Source organism: Paraburkholderia sp. BGA-UO-ETr-F21 (assembly GCF_059567925.1).
In genome coordinates this window covers 210,186-229,728 of record NZ_JCAQOY010000007.1, presented here as the reverse complement: position 1 = coordinate 229,728, position 19,543 = coordinate 210,186, and the positions used below count along the sequence as shown (strand labels likewise).

16 protein-coding genes are annotated in these 19,543 nt (G+C 63.3%); 6 read left to right on the top strand and 10 right to left on the bottom strand.

What is annotated here, in order from left to right:
* Positions 1-8: 8 nt before the first annotated feature.
* Together AC57B1_RS05885 and AC57B1_RS05880 are read right to left on the bottom strand one after the other, a co-directional pair.
* Entirely contained in the window at positions 9-1,394 is a 1,386-nt protein-coding gene (locus tag AC57B1_RS05885; RefSeq protein ID WP_091806949.1) for a sodium:solute symporter family protein, read from the bottom strand.
* Between the two features lie 12 nt (positions 1,395-1,406).
* The gene (locus AC57B1_RS05880) at positions 1,407-1,616 is read right to left on the bottom strand and encodes a DUF3311 domain-containing protein (protein WP_091809144.1); all 210 of its coding nucleotides are present in this window, start codon (positions 1,614-1,616) and stop codon (positions 1,407-1,409) included.
* Between the two features lie 356 nt (positions 1,617-1,972).
* On the opposite strand from AC57B1_RS05880, the gene AC57B1_RS05875 reads away from it, so the two are divergent.
* The 5 genes from AC57B1_RS05875 (at position 1,973) to AC57B1_RS05855 (ending at position 8,337) form a co-directional block, all read left to right on the top strand.
* A complete protein-coding gene (locus AC57B1_RS05875; protein ID WP_091806951.1) occupies positions 1,973-2,383 on the top strand; it encodes a nuclear transport factor 2 family protein in 411 nt (136 codons plus the stop codon).
* A gap of 13 nt (positions 2,384-2,396) precedes the next feature.
* On the top strand, positions 2,397-3,812 hold the full coding sequence (locus AC57B1_RS05870; protein WP_496416941.1) for an NAD(P)/FAD-dependent oxidoreductase: 1,416 nt from the start codon (positions 2,397-2,399) through the stop codon (positions 3,810-3,812).
* 239 nt (positions 3,813-4,051) lie between these two features.
* Positions 4,052-5,482, top strand: a complete 1,431-nt coding sequence (locus tag AC57B1_RS05865; protein ID WP_091806954.1) for an amino acid permease — start codon at positions 4,052-4,054, stop codon at positions 5,480-5,482.
* 144 nt (positions 5,483-5,626) lie between these two features.
* Positions 5,627-6,616 carry an AAA family ATPase gene (locus AC57B1_RS05860; RefSeq protein ID WP_496416940.1) on the top strand — a complete coding sequence of 330 codons (990 nt, stop codon included), beginning with the start codon at positions 5,627-5,629 and terminating at the stop codon, positions 6,614-6,616.
* A complete protein-coding gene (locus AC57B1_RS05855; RefSeq protein WP_496416939.1) occupies positions 6,613-8,337 on the top strand; it encodes a cobaltochelatase CobT-related protein in 1,725 nt (574 codons plus the stop codon). Before AC57B1_RS05860 ends, AC57B1_RS05855 begins: the two co-directional genes overlap by 4 nt.
* 37 nt (positions 8,338-8,374) lie before the next feature.
* Here the strand turns inward: AC57B1_RS05855 and AC57B1_RS05850 are convergent, their stop codons facing one another.
* The 7 genes from AC57B1_RS05850 to tauA all read right to left on the bottom strand — a co-directional run bounded on the left by AC57B1_RS05850 (position 8,375) and on the right by tauA (position 16,815).
* A complete protein-coding gene (locus tag AC57B1_RS05850; RefSeq protein ID WP_496416938.1) occupies positions 8,375-9,136 on the bottom strand; it encodes a sulfite exporter TauE/SafE family protein in 762 nt (253 codons plus the stop codon).
* Positions 9,133-10,170 carry a phosphate acetyltransferase gene (gene pta / locus AC57B1_RS05845; RefSeq protein ID WP_496416937.1) on the bottom strand — a complete coding sequence of 346 codons (1,038 nt, stop codon included), beginning with the start codon at positions 10,168-10,170 and terminating at the stop codon, positions 9,133-9,135. Before pta ends, AC57B1_RS05850 begins: the two co-directional genes overlap by 4 nt.
* 141 nt (positions 10,171-10,311) lie before the next feature.
* On the bottom strand, positions 10,312-12,144 hold the full coding sequence (gene xsc, locus AC57B1_RS05840; protein WP_496416936.1) for a sulfoacetaldehyde acetyltransferase: 1,833 nt from the start codon (positions 12,142-12,144) through the stop codon (positions 10,312-10,314).
* A 203-nt stretch (positions 12,145-12,347) separates the two neighbouring features.
* Positions 12,348-13,781 (bottom strand): phosphonoacetaldehyde dehydrogenase, encoded by a 1,434-nt coding sequence (phnY, locus tag AC57B1_RS05835; RefSeq protein ID WP_408342737.1) that lies wholly within the window; start codon positions 13,779-13,781, stop codon positions 12,348-12,350.
* A 216-nt stretch (positions 13,782-13,997) separates the two neighbouring features.
* Positions 13,998-14,918 carry an ABC transporter permease subunit gene (locus tag AC57B1_RS05830; protein ID WP_496416935.1) on the bottom strand — a complete coding sequence of 307 codons (921 nt, stop codon included), beginning with the start codon at positions 14,916-14,918 and terminating at the stop codon, positions 13,998-14,000.
* On the bottom strand, positions 14,911-15,726 hold the full coding sequence (locus AC57B1_RS05825) for a taurine ABC transporter ATP-binding protein (protein WP_408300119.1): 816 nt from the start codon (positions 15,724-15,726) through the stop codon (positions 14,911-14,913). Before AC57B1_RS05825 ends, AC57B1_RS05830 begins: the two co-directional genes overlap by 8 nt.
* Before the next feature lie 30 nt (positions 15,727-15,756).
* The gene (tauA, locus tag AC57B1_RS05820) at positions 15,757-16,815 is read right to left on the bottom strand and encodes a taurine ABC transporter substrate-binding protein (RefSeq protein WP_177205152.1); all 1,059 of its coding nucleotides are present in this window, start codon (positions 16,813-16,815) and stop codon (positions 15,757-15,759) included.
* A gap of 353 nt (positions 16,816-17,168) precedes the next feature.
* Between tauA and pdxR the strand changes: the two genes are divergently transcribed.
* Complete coding sequence (gene pdxR, locus AC57B1_RS05815) at positions 17,169-18,695, top strand: MocR-like pyridoxine biosynthesis transcription factor PdxR (protein ID WP_408300115.1); 1,527 nt, start codon at positions 17,169-17,171, stop codon at positions 18,693-18,695.
* Between the two features lie 40 nt (positions 18,696-18,735).
* Here pdxR and AC57B1_RS05810 read toward each other — a convergent pair whose 3' ends face one another.
* Positions 18,736-19,488, bottom strand: a complete 753-nt coding sequence (locus AC57B1_RS05810) for an IclR family transcriptional regulator (protein ID WP_091809149.1) — start codon at positions 19,486-19,488, stop codon at positions 18,736-18,738.
* Positions 19,489-19,543: the final 55 nt, after the last annotated feature.

Below are 19,543 nucleotides of genomic sequence, written 5' to 3'. Positions count from 1 at the left end.
GCTCAGTTTCAACCCAGCGCGTGCGCGCGGCTCGGTTTCGCGGTGAGGTTCACCGCAGTGACGACCAGCAGGTTCACGCCGAGGCATACCAGCCCCAGATTGAAGCCGCCAAGGTCGATTTGCAGCACGTAAAGAATGATCGCCAGCACTTGCCCGGTCAACATGCCCGATGCAATGGCAGCCGGCCGCACGCGCAGTCCGAACAGAACGACCATCACGCCGGGGAAAAATTGCGTCACGCCGTAATAGGTGGTGTTGATCAGCGTGAGCATCAGATTCGGCGTGAGCAGCGTCATCACGATCGACACCAGCAGGTACAGCACGATCACCACCTTCGCGCTCGTTTTCTGGCGGGCCTCCGGCATGCCCGGCAGGAGATTGCGAGTCACGATCGGGCCGATCGCGAGACAGATGCCGGCCAGCACGAGCAGCCCGGACAGCGACGCGCCGGCGGCGACGAGGCCAAGCAGCCAACCCGGCAACAGCCGGATCGCGGCCGCGAAGAACGCTTCATTCGGCGAGGCGAGATGCAGGTTCTGACTGATCGCATAGTACGACGCGACCACGAGAAACGGATACATCAGCATGTAAAGCGGCATGGCGACCTGAGTGCGGCGGATCGTGTTGGCGCTCTTCGCGGTGAAAAAATTCTGTACCGCGAACGGCATGACGTAGAAGCCGAGCGACTGGAACAACATGGTGCTCATCGAGAAGGTCAGCTGGTGCGAGTTCATCCGGTTGCTCACATGCTGGCTGGCTGCATGAAAGACATCGGTCACCCCGACTTCCATCGATACGGCGACGCCGGTCACGACGATCGCCACGACCATCAGGATATCCTTGAGCACGGCGATATAAGCCGATGCCCGCACGCCCGCGATCGCGATATACGTGAACGCGAGCAATGCCGAAATCAGGATCAGATAGAGCGGTTTGAAGTTCCAGCCGAGACCGTTCAGCGCGGCAACGAGGCCGGTAAATTGCAGTTGGCCCCATGGCAAGAGAAACACGATCGCGGAGCCTGCAACGATCAGTTCGAGCGAGCGGCTCTGGAAATGTCCCTTGAACAGATCGGGCAGCGTGATCGCGTTGTAGCGCTTGCCGGCTTGCCAGATCTTCGGGCCGATGAAATAGCCCACCGGATAGGCGAGCAGAATGTAGCCGAGAAACCAGACGCCGTATGTCGGCCCTTTCGCATAGATGCCGCCCGGAAAGCCGACCATCGTGCCGATGCTGTAGATCTCGCCGGCTGCGAGAAAGAAGACGAGGTACGCACCGAACTGCCGCGATGCGACGAAGAAATCATGCACGCTCTGCGGACCGCGTCCCTTGTTCGAACGGATCGCGAGGTAAAGCGAGAAAGCGAGGAAGCCGAGAAAGACTGCGGTGGCCATCCGGACACTCCTTTAGCGGTTTTGCGGGTGGGACTCGTCGTGGCGGCTGTCGAACACGCGCCAGCAGATCATCAGGCAGCCGGAGGTGAGGATGAACCACGCGAAGATCCACGCATAGATGAACGGCACGCCCAATACGAAGCGGTCGACGGAAGCCACCCACGGCAGCAGTCCGATCACGCCCAGATAGGGAATGCCGAGTCCGATAAATAGTTTGAGCACCTCAACTCCTAGCAGCGTGAAGTCATGGACACGCGCGGCCATCAGCTCTGGCAGTCGCGCAAGGACAGGCAATCGGTACAGGTAACGGCCAGTACCCGCAGTGTTGCCGAACAAAAAACCAGAACCATAGAGCCAGTTCACGGGAGTCGATGAGTCCAATTCAGCGGGCGCCGCAAAGAGGGCGCCGCGCGTGTCGAGATCCGCTTCATGGGCCACGTTTGCGCCTGCTGCACCAGGCGAAAGCACCGCACTGGACCTACCGGCCGGGCACCCCCCCTGCCTACAATTTCCTCACGGATCGCCAGCCGATGGCGGCGTCTCATGCCTTATCGAAAGTCATCCAGGAGGAGAGAGCAATGGCTCAAACACAGACCCCACTGCAGCACGTCACGGCCGACACGCTGGCCGCGTTTTCCGATGCGTTCAATCGTCATGACGCCAACGCGTTGATGACCTTCATGACCGACGATTGCGTGTTCGATGCAGCAGGCGGTCCGGAAGTCTTCGGCACGCGTTTCGTCGGCCGCGACGCCACACGTGCGGCGTTCGAAGCGGTGTTCAAGACCTTTCCCGACGCACATTGGGGCAAGGGACGCCACTACGTGAGCGGCGAACGCGGCGTGTCCGAGTGGGTGTTCACGGGAACGCACGCGGAGGGCTGGCGTATCGAGGCGGAAGGATGCGACCTGTTCGAGTTCCGCGACGGCCTCATCGCGGTGAAGCGGGCGTTTCGCAAGGAACGTCCGAAGCAGAACCTCGTACGCTGATCGGGAGCTTCACATGGAGCACAGTGAAATCGAACGCGTCGCGCAAGGCATGCCGTCCGCCCGCGAAGACGATACGCGCTACGATCCGGCGTACGACCCGCTGGTGTCGCCCGGACCGGGATGGGGCAAGCAATACGCGCCGACCTACTGGGTCGCGACCGCGGGCACGCCACCCGAAGACGACGGCCCGATCACGGCGGACGTCGACGTGGATGTGGCGATTATCGGCGGCGGCTATACCGGGCTCGCCACCGCGCTCTGTCTCGCACGGGAGCACGGCATCAAGGCGGTCGTGCTGGAAGCCAACAAGACGAGCTGGGGTTGCAGCAGCCGCAACGGTGGGCAAGGTCAGAACGCCTCGGGCCGTCTGTCGCGTTCCCAATGGATCGAGCGCTGGGGTAAAGATGTCGCGTTGAAAATGCACGACGAGATTCAGGAAGGGTTCGATAACTTCAAGTCGCTGATCGCGGAGATCGATTGCGATCCGCAACCCGGTGGCCATTTTCTGATCGCGCACCGTCCGCGCATCATGCAAAAGCTGGCCGCCGAGGCCAAGGTATGGAAGGACGTGTTCGGCTATCCGTCCGAACTGATCGACAAGCGCACCTTCCAGCGCGAGTATGTCAACGACGCGGAAGCGGCCGGCGCGCTTCACGAGCCGGAAGGGATCGGCATTCATGCGTTGAAGCTCGCCTTTGGTTATCTGCGGCTTGCCCGTGAAGCGGGCGCCAGGGTGCATCCGGCGAGCCCCGTGCTCGGGTGGGAAACCATCAATGGCGTGCATCATCTGCGCACACCCGGCGGCACCGTGCGCGCGCGTGCGGTCGGTATTGCGACCGGGGCGTATACGGCACAGACGCTGCACGCTTCGCTGCGCAGCCGCATCATGCCGATCCTGTCGAATTCGATGGTCACGCGTCCGCTCACGAAGCAGGAAATCGCCGCGTGCAACTTTCGCACGACCCAGGTGCTCACGGATACGCGCACGTTGCGCTTCTATTACCGTTTCCTGCCGGACAACCGCTTGCAGATCGGCAGCCGTTCCGCGATCACCGGCGCCGACGCGCCCAATTCGCGCCATTACGATCTGCTGGTGGAAGGCATGGTCCGCAAGTTTCCGGCCTTGCGTGGCGTCACGATCGACTACTCGTGGTGGGGCTGGGTGGACGTCAGTCACGACATGATGCCGCGCGTGTATCAGCCGGATCCGATGCAGACCGTGTACTACGCGCTCGGTTACGGCGGCAACGGCGTGTCGTATTCGCAGCAGGCGGGGCGCCGGCTCGCCGAACGCATTGCGGGAAAGGGCGCGAAGCAGACACTGCCGATTTTCACGTCGCCATTGCCCGGGCACCCGTTCGCGCCGTTCCGGCGGATCGGCCAGCGGATGCTGTATCAACTGTATTTCCGCCGCGACGAGAAACCCTGATACGGCGAGCGGCGGCTAGCCCTCGCTCATGCCGCCCTCGGCTCGAAACTTGCCGCCCGCAGGGCGCAAACGGTGCACACTGGCACCATGCGCCGGTGCAGTGCGGTGCTTCATAAAAAATCATATGGCGAGACGCCGAAGCGTCCTCGCCCCATCCGTGATTGAAGACGCCGGGACTCGGGCGGCTGCTCTTGCAGAGCCGTTCCGCCCGCGATCGGATGACGGAACGTGGAGGTGACATGCAGCAATCAACAGATACAACGGAATTGAAGGCGGGCCTCAAGCAGCGCCACATGACGATGATCGCGCTAGGCGGCGTGATCGGCGCAGGGCTCTTCGTCGGCAGCGGTGTGGTGGTGCAGCAGGCCGGCCCCGCGGCGGTGTTGTCGTTTCTGATCACCGGCGCACTGGTCGTGCTGGTCATGCGGATGCTTGGCGAAATGGCCTGCGCGATGCCGGCCGTCGGCTCGTTCTACGAATACGCGCGGCTGGCATTCGGCGGCAAGCGTGCCTCCGGCAACCTGGCCGGCTTTCTGACCGGCTGGATGTACTGGTATTTCTGGGTCATCGTCGTGGCGGTCGAGGCGGTTGCGGGTGCGAAGCTTGTGCAGTTCTGGTTGCCCGACGTGCCCGCATGGGCGATCAGTCTCGTGTTGCTGGTGACGCTCACGGCGACCAACCTCGTCTCGGTCGGCAGTTACGGTGAATTCGAGTTCTGGTTCGCATCGATCAAGGTCGCGGCGATCATGGTGTTTCTGTTTCTCGGCGGCATGTACGTGCTGGGGCTGTGGCCCGCGTCGAAGCACGTTACCGAAGTGCTGCCGACGCTGCTCTCGCACGGTGGGCTGATGCCCAAAGGCATTGGACCGGTGCTGAGCGGTGCGGTCGCCGCCACGGGTTTTTACTTCGGCGCGGAAATCGTCACCATCGCGGCGGCCGAAGCGCAGGAGCCCGCGAAGGCAGTCGCCAAAGCGACCAACTCGGTGATTACGCGCGTGCTGGTCTTTTATGTGGGCTCGATTCTGCTCGTCGTTGCGCTCGTGCCGTGGAACTCGCCGAAGATGGCGACGCCCTATGTCAGCGCGCTCGATGCGATGGGTATCCCGGCCGCCGCCAGCGTCATGAACGCCATCGTGCTCACGGCGGTACTGTCAGCGCTCAATTCCGGTCTCTACGCGGCGTCGCGGATGATCTTCGCGCTGACGCGCCACGGCGACGCGCCCGCCGCGCTCGCCAAGGTCAATCGCCGTGGCGTGCCGGTGCGCGCGATTCTGATCGGTACCGTATTCGGCTACGCGTCGGTCGTCATGTCGTACGTCTCGCCGGATACCGTGTTCGCGTTTCTCGTGAATTCGTACGGCACGGTGGCGATTTTCGTCTACGTGCTGATTGCGATCTCGCAACTGAAACTGCGTGCCCGCATCGAGCGGGATGCGCCGCAGAAGCTGCGAGTGAGGATGTGGTGCTATCCGTACCTCACGTGGGTCGCGATCCTCGGCATGGTGGGCATTCTGGTCGCGATGGCCTTTATTCCGGAGCAACGTCAGCCGCTCTGGTTCGGTGTCGCGAGTCTCGGCGTGCTGCTGCTCGCTTATCTGCTGCGCGTGCGCAAAACCGACGAACTCTTTCGCGAGCCGGAGACGGTCGAATACCGGCATCGTCACCGCTGATACTTACGGTCCAAAATCGCAGCTATAAAAAACGAGATGATTTGTATCGAAAAAAGAAAGTGCGTATGATGACCCGGCAAGGCCGTGTGCGGCTGCTGAGCGCCGCACCGCCCGCCGTTCAGACATAGCGCGAAGGAGACCGTAGTGACCGATATCGTGACAGGCAAACCGGACCGGATGGTCTCAGTGCGTACGTTGTTCGGCATCGATTCAGGCTTGATGGTGCCGGCTTTTAGCGACCGTGACGACCACGTTCCGGAAGTTGACGAGGCGTACCGCTTCAATGCTGAAGTGACACTGGCGATTCTCGCCGGCTTCATGCGCGAGCGCCGCGTGATGGTGCAGGGCCTGCATGGCACGGGTAAGTCGACCCACATCGAACAGGTCGCGGCCCGGCTGAACTGGCCGTGCGTGCGCGTGAATCTGGACGGGCATATCAGCCGTCTCGATCTGGTGGGCAAAGACGCCATCATCGTGCGCGACGACCTGCAGGTGACCGAGTTCCAGGAAGGCATCGTGCCTTGGGCACTGCAACGGCCCATGGCGCTGATCTTCGACGAATACGACGCCGGCCGTCCCGACGTCATGTTCGTGATCCAGCGCATTCTGGAGCGCGACGGCAAATTCACGCTGCTCGATCAGAATCGCGTGATTCACCCGCACCCGTATTTCCGGCTGTTCGCCACGACCAATACCGTCGGCCTGGGCAATCTGAACGGCATGTATCACGGCACGCAGTTGCTGAATCACGCGCAGATGGACCGCTGGAACGTCGTGGCCACGCTCAACTATCTGCCTCGCGCCGAGGAGGCCGGCATCGTGCTCGCACGTGTGCCGGAACTCGCCGACGCTGCCGGCCGCGCACTGATCGAGTCGATGATCAGTGTCGCGGAACTGACGCGCAAGGGCTTTGCCGCCGGCGATCTGTCCACGCTGATGTCGCCGCGCACGGTGATCGACTGGGCGGAGAACTGCCAGATTTTCCGCGATCCCGCCATGGCGTTTCGCCTCACCTTCGTCAACAAGTGCGACGAAGCGGAACGGCCCATCGTGGCCGAGTATTTCCAGCGCTGCTTCGACAGTGAGCTGGAAAGCGCGCCTGAGCGCGAGGCCCATTCGATGGTGGCGCAATGAGCGCTGCCGAGCGGCAAGCCACGCGCCGCGCGGAGCAGCGTCAGAACCTGTGTGCGGCGGCGGTGCGCGCGTTGACCGGCGACGCCGCGCTGCATTACCGTGCCGGCTGTCTGTATCGTGGCTTGCGTGCGCTGCCGCTTCATGCGCCGCATCTGCGCACTGACCCGCGGGTTGATGATCTGCTTTCCTTGCGTGGAGCAGCGGATGGCGCCGCGCTGCGTTTGACGCATTCCGATGCGGCTCTCCACGCGAGCCTGTGCCCCGTCGAGCCCGTTGAGCGCCTCATGTTCGAACTCTTCGAGCAGCTGCGTTGCGAAGCGCTCGCGCCTGCCGGCATGCCGGGGCTCGCGCGGAATCTGCGGCATCGCTTCGAAACATGGTCGAGGGCTTTTTATCGCACCGGACTTGCCGACGGCCACTTGGGCATTCTGCTTTATACGGTCTCCCAGATCGTCTGGTCGCGTTTGTCGGGCTGGCCCGTGCTGGAAGAGACCGAAGGCCTGATCGAAGCCACCCGCGCCGCGATCACGCCGACGCTGGGCGTGCCGCTCGCGGCGCTGCGGCGGTATCGGACGGAGCAGGGCACGTTCGCGATTCATGCGCTCGAACTAGCTCGTCTCGTCAGCCAGATGATGCGTGAAGCACGCGCGCAGTCCCTTGAAGAAAACGAGCAGGCGCCGGAAGACGACGAAGCCGTGCGCGCCATGTTCGCGCTGTGGTTCGATACCGACGAAGGCGAGCAGGTCGACATGGGTCTCGCGGCCACCGGCGACAGCCGTGTTCTGCGCGACGCCGGGCAACGCTACCTCGCGTACACCACGCGCTACGACCGCGAATTGATGCCCGGCTCGCGGATTCGGCGCGAGTTACTCGCCGAGTATCGCGACCGGCTCGACAAGCGGATCGCCGCGCAGCGCATCAACGTGCCGCGGCTCGCGTATGCGCTGAAGGCCGCGCTCGCCGTGCCGCAACGCGATGGCTGGTCGTTCGGTGAAGAGCACGGGCGTATCGACGGCCGGCGTCTCGCGCAACTGGTCTGCTCGCCGGCCGAGCGGCGCTTGTTCGTGCTGGAGCGGCACAAACCGCTCGCCGATTGCGTGGTGAGCTTTCTCATCGATTGTTCGGGGTCCATGCGAACCTATATCGAGCCGGTGGCGATGCTGGTGGATGTGCTCACGCGCGCGCTCGATCAGGCCGGTGTGTCCAGCGAGGTGCTGGGGTTTTCGACCGGCGCATGGAATGGCGGCCGCGCGCGGCTCGACTGGCTTGCCGGCGGCCGGCCGCATCATCCGGGGCGGCTCAACGAGGTCGCCCACCTGGTCTTCAAAGATGCCGCGACAAGCTGGCGGCGCGCTCGCGCCGACATCGCCGCACTGTTCAAGGCCGATCTGTTCCGCGAGGGCGTGGACGGCGAAGCGGTCGATTGGGCCTGCACGCGGCTGCGTGCGCGCGCCGAGGCGCGGCGCATCCTCGTCGTGATCTCGGACGGCAGTCCGATGGATACCGCGACCGCACAGGTCAACGATACCTATTACCTCGACAATCACCTGAAGCAGGTAGTGGCGCGCAATGAAGCCGCGCGCGACGTCGAATTGCTCGGTCTTGGCGTGGGACTCGATCTGAGTCCATATTACCGCCGTTGCCTTGCTGTCGATCTGTCCGCGCCGCCTGACATGTCGCTGTTCGCCGAACTCGTCGGCTGGATCGGCGCGCGGCGGTAACGGGACTGTGAAGCTCGGGAACGGTCTGGCTCGCGCGTCAGCGCACCAACTGCTGCAGCGCATGCAGGATCAACGAAGCGCCGATCACCATCAGAATCGCGAACGCGATGCGGCGCGTCATCACGCCCGATAGCGGCGGCGGGTACTGCCGCGCCACCATCGTCATGAGTGCGACGACCGGGACCGCGAAGGCGGCCTGCATCCAGAGGTCGGCGTCGAGTTGGCCCTCGTACGCGCTAAACAACGTGCGGGTGATCGAAGTCACCGTGAAGATCAGAATCAGCGCGTAGCGGATCTGCATGAGCGAGAGCGGCTGACGATAGAACTGAAAAATCAACGGTGGCCCGGATACGCCGAACATGCCGCTCAGCAGACCGCCGAACAGTCCGCTGACGAAGAAACTCCTATCGGCCGAGCGGCACGCGAGCGGCGCCGGACGCAGTGCCGCACTCAGGCCGCCGTACAGCACCACGGCGCCCAGCAGCAGTTGCAATACGCTGGAGGCCGCGTTGCTCAGCAGATTCAGCACCAGCACGCCCGCCACCACGGAGGGCAGGACGCCCAGCGTGGCGGCGCCCACCGCGCGCCAGTCGATGTGATGGAATTTGCCGGGCAAGGCGGTCGCGCTATTGGCGAGTGTCACGAGGCTGAGCAGGGCGGCGAGACTCGTGACCGGCGCCAGTTCGAAGCCGCTGGCCGCGCCGATGACGATCATGCTCAGGCCGAAGCCGGTGATGGTTTGAAAATAGCTCGCAAAGCCCATCAGCACGAGGAGAGGCAGCAACTTCTGAACGATCATGAAAGAGACGGTGTGAGGAGGACGTCGGGATGTGTGAGCGCGGCTTGCGCCTGGACCGCGGTGACGGCGGTCACGTAGTAGATGTCGTCCGCGCTGCAGCCGCGCGACAGGTCGTTGGCCGGCTTGCGCAGGCCTTGCAGCAGCGGGCCGATCGCCTTCGCACCGCCGATCCGCTCGGCCAGCTTGTAGCCGATGTTGCCCGCTTCCAGACTTGGAAACACCAGCACGTTGGCGTGGCCCTCCACCTGCGAGTGCTTGACTTTGCGCAGCGCGATTTCGGAAACGATGGCCGCGTCGAGTTGCACATCGCCGTCGATCGCGAGATGCGGGCGGCGTTCCTGCACGATGCGGGTCGCATTGACCACTTTGTCGACGGCCGCATGGTGAGCGCTGCCGCTGGTCGAAAACGACAGCATCGCCACGCGCGGCTCGTCCATCAGAAGGCTTTGCGCGCTGTCCGCGGCGGCGATCGCGATTTCGGCGAGCTGGCCGGCATCGGGCTCCACCACGAGTGCGCAGTCCGAGAAAATCAGGCCGCCCTTGAGCGTGTGGAACGGCTCGCACAGCATCATCAGGAAGAAGCTCGATACGAGCCTGAAGGAAGGCGCGATGCCGATGATCTGGATCGCGGTGCGCACCACGTCGGCGGTGGTGTTGACCGCGCCGGACACGGAGCCGTCCGCATGGCCGAGTCGCACCATCAGGTTCGCGAAGCAGAGTGGGTTGAGGATTTCTTTGCGTGCCTGTTCGAGCGTCATGCCTTTTTTGCCGCGCAGAGCGAACAGTTCCTCGGCATATAACGGTGCGAGCGCGGAAGCTACGGGGTCCACCAACTCCATTGCCGACAGATCGACGTCGAAGCGGGCTGCGGCCTCGCGAATGCGCGTGGCGTCGCCCACGAGCAGAATGCGGGCAATGCCTTCGCGGCTCGCGCGCTGTGCGGCCTGCAACACGCGCGGATCTTCGGCCTCGCTCAGCACGATACGCATGGGTGAACGACGCGCTTGTTCAATGATGCGGTTGATGGCTTTCATGGAAATGGCCGTTTGGAGAGACAGCGAGACGCGCAACGAAGAAGCCGGAGACAGAGCGCCCGCGAGGGCGCGCCTGTTTCCGGCCTGTGAGCACTGCGGGCTCCGTCTGCCTGTGCACGGTGCCCGCGCGCGCCCGAACCGTTAAACGTAGTCCTTGTACTTGTCGAGCATGCGCACAGGCTTGGAGAGCGCGTCGCGGCGGAACGGATCGCCCAGTTCACGGGTGCACATGATCTCGATGATGGTGGTCTTGCCGCTGTTCATCTGCGCGTCGATCGCTCGCTTGAGCGCGGGGCCGACATCTTCGAGACGATCCACCACGATGCCTTCGGCGCCCATCGCGCGGGCAATGGCCGCGAAGCTCTGGTTATCGAGTTCGCCCGCCACGAAGCGGCGATTGTAGAAGTCCACCTGGTTCTTCTTCTCTGCGCCCCATTGGCGGTTGTGGAACACCACTGCCGTCACCGGAATGTTATGACGCACGCAGGTCATGGTTTCCATCAGGCTCATGCCCCATGCGCCGTCGCCCGCATATGAAACGGCCGGGCGGTGCGGCGCGGCGACCTTGGCGCCGATGATGGTCGGAAACGCGTAGCCGCAATTGCCCCAGCTCATCGCCGCGAAGAAGCTGCGCGGCTTGTTGAAGCGCAGATAGCTGTTGGCCACCGAGTTGATGTTGCCAATGTCGGTCGACACCATCACGTCTTCCGGCATGGCCTTTTCCAGCTCGCGCAGCACCTGGCGCGGATGCAGATAGGTGCCGCCGCCAGGCGTGCGTTCGTGCTTCTGCTCTTCGATCATGTCGAGGCTGTAGGCGTCGCGCTCGTGTGTCCAATCGTCGAGCTCTTTCTCCCATGCCGCTTTTTCTGCGGCGATCTGAGCGCAGCGTTCTTCGCGCGTGGCGTCGCAGGCAATCTTGCGTCCGGCAAGGCGCTCGGTCAGCGCGACGGCGGCGGCCTTCGCGTCGCCGCAAATGCCGACCGAGATCTTCTTCACGAGACCGAGCATCTTGTGATCGGCATCGATCTGGATGATCTTCGCGTTGGTCGGCCAGTAGTCCAGGCCGTGCTGCGGCAGCGTGCCGAACGGTCCGAGACGCGAGCCGAGCGCGATCACGACGTCGGCGCGCGAAAGCAGCTTCATGGCGGCCTTCGAGCCCTGATAGCCGAGCGGGCCGCACCACAGCGGATGGCTGGCCGGGAACGAATCGTTGTGCAGGTAGCTGTTCACGACCGGCGCGTTCAGTCGCTCGGCGAGCGCCTTGCATTCTTCGATCGCGTCGGCCATCACCACGCCGCCGCCTGAAATGATCACCGGGAACTTCGCTTGCGCGAGCAGTTCTGCCGCTTCGTTCAGGCGTTGCTCACCGCCTGCGCCGCGATCGAGACGCTGCGGCTGGGGGATTTCCACTTTGACCTGGCCGTAGAAGTAATCGCGCGGGATATTGAGCTGGGTCGGTCCCATCTCCGCCATGGCGCGGTCGAAACAGCGGCCGGTGAATTCCGCCATGCGTGCCGGATGGGTGACATGGCCTTGATACTTGGTGAATTCCTGGAACATGGGCAGTTGCTTGGCTTCCTGGAAGCCGCCCAGACCGATCCCCATGGTGCCCGCTTCCGGTGTGACGATCACGACCGGGCTGTGCGCCCAGTAGGCTGCCGCAATGGCTGTGACGCAGTTGCTGATGCCAGGGCCGTTCTGGCCGATCACCACGCCGTGGCGTCCCGACACGCGCGAGTAGCCGTCGGCCATATGGCCGGCGCCTTGCTCATGCACCACCGGAATCAGACGGATGCCGGCGGGCGCAAAAATGTCCATGGCGTCCATGAACGCCGAACCCATGATGCCGAACATATCGGTCACGCCGTTGGCCGCCAGGGTTTCGACGAACGCTTCCGACGGCGTCATGGCCTGCGGGCCGCTGACACGGTTGTCGGCGGTAGCGTCGCGTTGGGAAGGATTCTGCTCGCTCATGGGTGTCTCCGATTCGTCGAAATAAATGGAACAAAAAATACCGAAAAATGATTGGTGTTTGAAATGTAGGTCAGTCGCTTCGGTGCGTCAACCTAAATTCAAATAAATGGAACGTTTTGTATCAAAATCGGTTGGCATTTGGTTTGGGGCGGCTGTTTGGCGGGTTGGGCTCGCGCCGGTGGCAAATGGCCGTGGCAGCGCTGTCACAGCCACGGCAACGAGTACGTCTTCACGTTGGTGAAGCTCTTGATCGCTTCCTGAACGCCTTCCTTGTAGCCGAGCCCCGAGTCCTTGATGCCGCCGAACGGCGTCAGTTCGAGGCGGTAGCCGGGCACCTCGCGCACGTTCACGCTGCCCACCTGCAACTCCGTGATAAATCGCGTGATGTAATCGAGCCGGTTCGTGCAGACGGAAGAGGACAGGCCGTAGTCCGTCGAGTTGGAAATCCGGATCGCTTCGTCGATATCGCGGAAGCGGATGACCGGCGAAACCGGACCGAAAGTTTCATATCGCACGAGCGGCATATCCGGCGTGACGCGATCGACCACGGTCGGCGAATAAAGCGCGCCGCGGCGCACGTTGCCGAGCAGCAGCTTCGCGCCGCGATTGACGGCGTCGTTGACCTGCGCTTCGAAGAAGATCGCGGCGTCCTCGTCGATCACGGTGCCCATGTCGGTAGTGGGATCGGCCGGATCGCCGTAACGTATCGCGCGACTCTTTTCCACCAGAAATTCAACGAAGCGATCCGCCACCGCTTCGTGCACGAGCATCCGCTTGATGGCGGTGCAGCGCTGCCCGGAGTTCTTGTACGAGCCGGAAACGGCCAACGTGCTCGCCTCGTCGAGGTCCGCGTCTTCCATCACGATGAGCGGATCGTTGCCGCCCAGTTCGAGCACCGCGCGCCGATAACCCATCCTGTTCGCGATGTGTTTGCCGATGGCGACCCCGCCCGTGAACGTAATGAGGTCGACGTGCCGGTTTGTAATGAGTTCGTCCGCAATGTCTTTCGGGTCGCCCGTGACCACCTGGAGCATCTGTGGCGGCAGGCCGGCGCTGTAGAGAATGTCGGCGAGCAGGCAGGTGGACAGCGGCACTTTCTCGGACGGTTTGACGACGATCCGGTTATTGGTGGCGATGGATGGCACGATCTTGTGCGCCACCTGGTTCATAGGATGATTGAACGGCGTGATCGCGCAGATCACGCCGAGCAGCGGCTCGCGCTGCGTATAGACGCGGCGCTGTTTGCCGTGCGGCGTCAGATCGCAGGAGAAAATCTGGCCGTCGTCCTTCAGCGCCTCGGCGGCGCCGAAGATCAATACGTCGCTGACGCGGCCCGCTTCGTATAGCGAATCTTTCTTGCAGAGCCCGGATTCGGCGGTGATCAGAGCGGCGATTTCGCCGGTCCGCTCGCGCACCATATCCGCCGCGCGCCGCAGGATCTGCGCGCGCTCATAGCGTGTGAGGCTGGCGCGATATGCGTGCGCGTAGTCGAAAGCGTGCCGCACGTCGTCTACCGTGGCTTTCGGAACCGTGCCGACGAGCTCGCGCGTATAGGGATTGAATACGTCGATGACTTCCGCGCGCGTGATCTTTTCACCGCCGATGCGCATGGTCTCGTGTCGAACCCCAAAAGACATGCCTGGTTTGACGATGGCGTTCACGTGGCCCCCTGACTGGATTAACGATCGCGGAAGACAACTGCCTTACCGTTGCGACCGATATTGCCGTTGCGCACGGCAACGGGGTAGAGCCAGCTTGGGGGAGTCGCTGAGTCCAGCGCCGTATCACTGCGACGCTGAAGCGAAAGAGAAAGGGCCCGCAGGCCCTTGTGAGTGAAGCACGGCGACGCCTTGTCAGACCCTGCCTTTCCAGGGCACCAGCACGCGCTCGATATAACGCATCAGCAGATCGAAGCAGAGCGCGAAGAAACCAATCACGATAATTCCCATGATGACCACGTCGCTCGCCAGAAATTCCGCTGCGTTGAGCACCATGAAGCCGAGGCCGCTGGTCGAAGCGACCATTTCGGCGGCCACCAGTGTCGTCCAGCCGACGCCGATGCCGATTCTCATGCCGGTGAAGATCTCCGGCATCGCCGACTTCAGGATCACGTACAGGACCACCTGTGTGCGCGAGGCGCCCATCGAATACGCGGCGTGAATCTGTTCGATCGAAACCGAGCGCACGCCTGCACGGGCCGCAATGGCGAGCGGCGCGAAAATGGCGAGGTAAATCAGCAGCACCTTCGAAAATTCGCCGATGCCGAACCAGATGATGATGAGCGGCAAATAGGCGAGAGGCGGCAACGGGCGGTAGAACTCGATCGGCGGATCGAACGCGCCGCGCGCGAAGCGCGACACGCCCATCATCACGCCGACGGGGATCGCGCTCACGCAGGCGAGCAGGAATGCGCCGAAGACCCGCAACAGGCTGATACCCGTGTGCTGCGCGAGCGTGGAATTGGCGAAACCTTCGGTGGCGACAAAGATGAACTTCGCGTAGACGGCCTGCGGCGACGGCAGAAAGAGCGGCTTGATCCAGTGCAGATTGGTCGCCGCGAACCAGAGTCCGACAAATGCGGCCACCGTGATGAGGCTCGTGGCGACGCTGCTGCCTTGCCCCGGCACGCCGAACGTATCGCCGGGCCGGGCGGGTTTCTTCGCGAGCATGCGAGGCCCGCGCCCCGGTTGCCGAGGCGGCCGTGCCGGCGTGTTCGTCTCCATGGGGGCGGCCTCGCCGTGCAGAACGGCCTGAGCGGATTTTGAACTAAACATGAGCGACTCCGGCCTCGGCGGCGTGCATCTTCTCGTCGCCGTAAATGATGTTGAGGACACGCTCGCGCATGGCGATGAAATCGGGACTCGATTTGATCGCCCGTGCGTCGCGCGTTTCGAGAAAACGGCGATTGAAGTCCAGTTCGTAGGTATGGGTGATACGGCCGGGACGCGGCGACATCACGATCAGACGGCTCGCTAGGAAGAGTGCCTCCTCCACGCTGTGCGTGATAAAGAAAAACATCTTGTTGGTCTTCTTCCAGACATCGAGCAGCAATTCCTGAATGGTTTCGCGGGTGAGCGCGTCGAGCGCGGCCATCGGCTCGTCCATCAGCAGCATTGCCGGATCGCAGGTGAGCGCGCGGGCAATGCCGACACGCTGCTGCATCCCGCCCGAGAGCTGATAGATCATGTGCTTGTGGAAGTCCTGCAAGCCGACCAGCGCGAGGTTGCGCACGGCGATTTCGCGCCGCTGCGCGCGCGGCACGCCTTGCAGTTTGAGACCGAATTCCGCGTTGTCGATCACGTTGAGCCACGGCAATAGCGCGTGCTTCTGGAACACCACGCCGCGGTCCGCGCCCGGCCCCGCAATCGGTTCGCCGCCGAGCAGCAACTCGCCCCGGCTCGGCGCGATGAAGCCGGCCATGAGCGACAACAGCGTGGTCTTGCCGCATCCGGACGCCCCCAGTGCGACGACGAAGTCGCCTGAGCGGATAGTCAGGTTGATATCGTCGAGCGCCTGCACGGTCTGACCTGGCCGGCGCCCCGGGAACACCACGCTCACGTTCCTGACAGTCATGTTTTCCATGTTGCCTCCTGATTCCGGATCACGGTTACGTCATTTGAGTTGCGCGGCGGCTTCGGCGTAAGCCGGCGTCACGAATTTCGAGTAGTCCGGCAGGACGGCGCCAATCTGCTTCTGGCTTTTCAGGAACTCCGAGGTGTCCTTCAGCGCGAGCGCGGCGCGGCTCGCCGTGCCGCCACCCAGCCATTGCGCGGACGCCTGCTCGCCGAGCGTGGGGAAGGCGTACAGCGACAGCGACCCCGGCACGTCCGCTGGCGAGCCGCCGATCATCTTCGCGATGGCGGCGGCTTGCGGCGAGGTCGCGCTCCATTGCGACGGATTGCTGCGGTACTGCTGGTCGGCGTCGGCGATTGCCTTGACGAGTTTGGCCATGAAGTCTTTATGGTCCTCGCCCCATTTGCGATCGACGGCAATGCCGTCGAAGGTCGGCTTGCCGAGTTTCGAGAGGTCGCCGGACGTGATCAGCACCTTGCCGCTTTTCTTCAGCTCCGCGAGTGCCGGATCCCACACGTAGGCGGCGTCGATGTCGCCGCGAGCCCAGGCCGCGACGATCTGATTGGGCTGCATGTTGAGAATCTTCAGGTCAGACGGATTGATGCCCCAGTGCTGCAGCGCGAACATGGTGTGATAGTGAGTCGTCGACACGAACGGCACGCCGATGGTCTTGCCCTTCAGATCCGCGGGTTTCGCCACGCCGGAGCCATTGCGCACCACCATCGCTTCAGCCTGGTTGATGTTGTCGAGAATCCAGAAGAGCTGCAGGTCGAGACCCTGGCTCACGGCGGCGGCAAGCGGGCTCGAACCGATCACGCCGACCTTGACGTCACCGGATGCCAGCGCGGTCGCGACTTTCGCGCCTGATTCGAATTGCCGCCAGTTGATCTTGTAGCCGGTGGCCTTTTCGATCGACCCGTTCGCGATGCCGACCACCCACGGGTCGACGATCTGCTGATAGGCGATCGTGATTTCCTTTTCTTGCGCATGGCTGGGCGTCGCCACGAGGCTCGCCGTGGCGGCGAAAACCAGCGACAGGACGCAGCGTGCCGTCCATTGGAACCACGGTCGTGAGGTCGGGCTTTTATGGCGTTTCATAATAGGTCTCAAAAGTGGCTGTCTATGGAGCATGGAAGTCGTGTGGATACGACCGGTGCTTGTCCCGATCGCGGTGGACGGGGTGAGTCGAGTATCGTCAGTAAAAAATCGGGCAAGTTAGTGCCAGACGGCGCCGATCGTTGAGTCCACATGGCAATCGGGGATCGCTCAGGGACTGCTCGGGGACCTCTCAGGACCCGATCGCAAGCCAGATCGGGAACCGACCCGGACCCAACGCGGACCCGATCCGAAGCCGCTCTGGCCGGCCCGCGCCATGACTGCTATCGCGACGGACGGCTATGCCGAAGAGCGACGCGATGGCCGGCGCGGCCTGTTCACTTTCAGGAGGAAGCATGTCTAGCCGTACAGCGACGGCCCTTTGGACGCAGCGTTTTCAGCGTCCCAGCGACTCGAACATGAGCCTGCAAGGGCAGATTCGCCAGATGCTGGTGGCCGCGATTCTGGACGGCCAACTGCCGCCGCAAACCGCGCTGCCGTCCAGCCGCGAACTGGCCGATCAATTGAGCGTCGCGAGAAATACGGTCGTGCTGGCGTACCAGCAACTCGTGGAAGAGGGCTATCTGATTTCGCGCGAGCGCAGCGGGCACTTCGTCAATCCGGCGATGCTGGAGGGGCGCCACGGTTTCAAGCCGTCGCAGTCGGTCCCCGGCGGCGAGCATGGCACCGCGCCCGCGCGGCCCGATTGGGCGCACCGTGTGCAGCGGCGGCCCTCCGCGCAGCGCAACATTGTCAAGCCGGGCAACTGGCAGGACTACGAATATCCATTTATCTACGGGCAGTTCGACCAGTCGCTCTTTCCGACCAACGACTGGCGCGAGTGCTGCATGAAGGCGCTTTCGGTGATGGAGATTCGCAACTGGGCGCCGGATCTGATCGGCCGCGACGACGACACGCTGATCCAGCAGATCCGCACGCGTGTGCTGCCGCGACGTGGCGTGTTCGCGATGCCGGATGAAATCGTCATCACGATCGGCTGTCAGCAGGCGTTATATCTGGTGGCCGATCTGCTTGCGCGCGAGCGCACCACGGTGGGATTCGAAAACCCCGGCTATCCGGACGCGCGCAATATCTTCGAGAACCGCAATGCGCAACTGGTGCCGTTGCCGGTCGATGCGGGCGGCGTGCGCCCCGTCGAGGACGCGCAGCTTTTTGCTCAATGCGATTACGTCTACGTGACGCCGAGCCACCAGTGCCCGACCACGGCCACCATGCCGATCGATCGCCGGCATGCGTTGCTCGAACTCGCGCAAGAGCACGATTTCGTGCTGATCGAAGACGACTACGAAAGCGAGAATAATTTTTCAGGCATGCCGCACCCGGCGCTCAAGAGTTTGGACAAGGCTGATCGCGTGATCTACATCGGCAGTCTGTCGAAGACGTTCGCGCCCGGCTTGCGGCTCGGCTATATCGTGGGTCCGCGCGAACTGGTGCATGAGTTGCGCGCGTTACGCCGTCTGATGGTGCGGCATCCGGCGGCATACATTCAGCGTGCGTTCGCGACGTTTCTCGCGCTCGGCCATCATGACGCGCTGCTGCGCAGGCTCGCCCACGCTTATCGCGAGCGTGCGCTGGCGTTGATGGCGGCGCTCGACACATACATGCCCGAAGCGCGCTACATCCCGATTACGGGCGGCGCGTCGTGCTGGGTGGAAGGGCCGCCGTGGCTCGACGCCGTGCGCCTCGCCGCCGACGCCGAACAGCACGGCATTCTGATCGAATCAGGCGGTGTGTTCTTCATGACCGGACTGGAGCAGAAGCACTGCTTCCGGATGGGCTTCTCGGCGATCAAGCTCGACAAGATCGAGGCGGGCGTGCGCCTGCTGGCCGAACTCGTGCGCCAGCAGAAGCCTGCGTCATGAACATACCCGGCAGCGGGTATGGCGCAGAAAGGGGCGCGCGTCAGAAGGTGGCCGCGAGTTCCCGAGCGGCTTCCTGAAGACGCGGCACGAATTCGAGCGCGCGCGACAGCGGCGCGCGCGAGACCGGCGCATGCACGGCGACCGCCGCGATACAGGTGCCGTTCTCATCGACGACCGGCGCCGCCACGCATACGATGCCGGCCAGAAACTCCTCGTTATCGATCGCAATGCGCTTGTGCGCGGTCCGGTCGAGTTCCGCCTCGAGCAGTTCCGGATCGGTGATGGTGTTCTGCGTGAAGCGTTCGAGTTTCAGTGCGCGCACGAGCGCCGAGCGCTGTTCGCGCGGCAGCATGGCCAGCAGCAGTTTGCCGCTCGCACTGCAATACGCGGGGACGTGCGAGCCGGGTTTGAGATCGAGGCGCAAGGGCCACGGCGCTTCCATCCGGTCGAGATACAGCACCTCGGTTTCATGCAGCATGGTGAGGTTGCAGGTCTCGCCGAGATCGGCCACCAGACGCGCGAGAATCGCGTGACGCAGGCGCCGCGCGCCGGAATGCATCACCACGCCTAACGCGAGCTGCGCGAGTCGTGGTCCGATTACATAGGCGTTTTTCTGGCCGGGCTCGCGGATCACGAGACCGCCGGCTTCCAGCGAAGCGAGCATGCGATGCAGCGACGCCTTGGGCAACGCGACGTCCTGCGCAATATCGGCGAGCGATACCGGGCCGTCCGAGTTGACGAGGTGTTCGAGCAGCGCAAACGCGCGCAGCGTCGGAGTATCCGCTTTGGTCATGCCTGCCGTTCCGGAAAATGGATCGGCGTCATTGTACAACTCCGCTTTGGGCCGC

Bases quoted from the DNA above. Each gene is read 5' to 3' on its own strand.
- AC57B1_RS05885 (WP_091806949.1), bottom strand. From the start codon at position 1,394: ATGGCCACCGCAGTCTTTCTCGGCTTCCTCGCTTTCTCGCTTTACCTC.
- AC57B1_RS05875 (WP_091806951.1), top strand. From the start codon at position 1,973: ATGGCTCAAACACAGACCCCACTGCAGCACGTCACGGCCGACACGCTG.
- AC57B1_RS05870 (WP_496416941.1), top strand. From the start codon at position 2,397: ATGGAGCACAGTGAAATCGAACGCGTCGCGCAAGGCATGCCGTCCGCC.
- AC57B1_RS05865 (WP_091806954.1), top strand. From the start codon at position 4,052: ATGCAGCAATCAACAGATACAACGGAATTGAAGGCGGGCCTCAAGCAG.
- AC57B1_RS05855 (WP_496416939.1), top strand. From the start codon at position 6,613: ATGAGCGCTGCCGAGCGGCAAGCCACGCGCCGCGCGGAGCAGCGTCAG.
- AC57B1_RS05850 (WP_496416938.1), bottom strand. From the start codon at position 9,136: ATGATCGTTCAGAAGTTGCTGCCTCTCCTCGTGCTGATGGGCTTTGCG.
- pta (WP_496416937.1), bottom strand. From the start codon at position 10,170: ATGAAAGCCATCAACCGCATCATTGAACAAGCGCGTCGTTCACCCATG.
- xsc (WP_496416936.1), bottom strand. From the start codon at position 12,144: ATGAGCGAGCAGAATCCTTCCCAACGCGACGCTACCGCCGACAACCGT.
- phnY (WP_408342737.1), bottom strand. From the start codon at position 13,781: ATGTCTTTTGGGGTTCGACACGAGACCATGCGCATCGGCGGTGAAAAG.
- AC57B1_RS05830 (WP_496416935.1), bottom strand. From the start codon at position 14,918: ATGTTTAGTTCAAAATCCGCTCAGGCCGTTCTGCACGGCGAGGCCGCC.
- AC57B1_RS05825 (WP_408300119.1), bottom strand. From the start codon at position 15,726: ATGGAAAACATGACTGTCAGGAACGTGAGCGTGGTGTTCCCGGGGCGC.
- tauA (WP_177205152.1), bottom strand. From the start codon at position 16,815: ATGAAACGCCATAAAAGCCCGACCTCACGACCGTGGTTCCAATGGACG.
- pdxR (WP_408300115.1), top strand. From the start codon at position 17,169: ATGTCTAGCCGTACAGCGACGGCCCTTTGGACGCAGCGTTTTCAGCGT.
- AC57B1_RS05810 (WP_091809149.1), bottom strand. From the start codon at position 19,488: ATGACCAAAGCGGATACTCCGACGCTGCGCGCGTTTGCGCTGCTCGAA.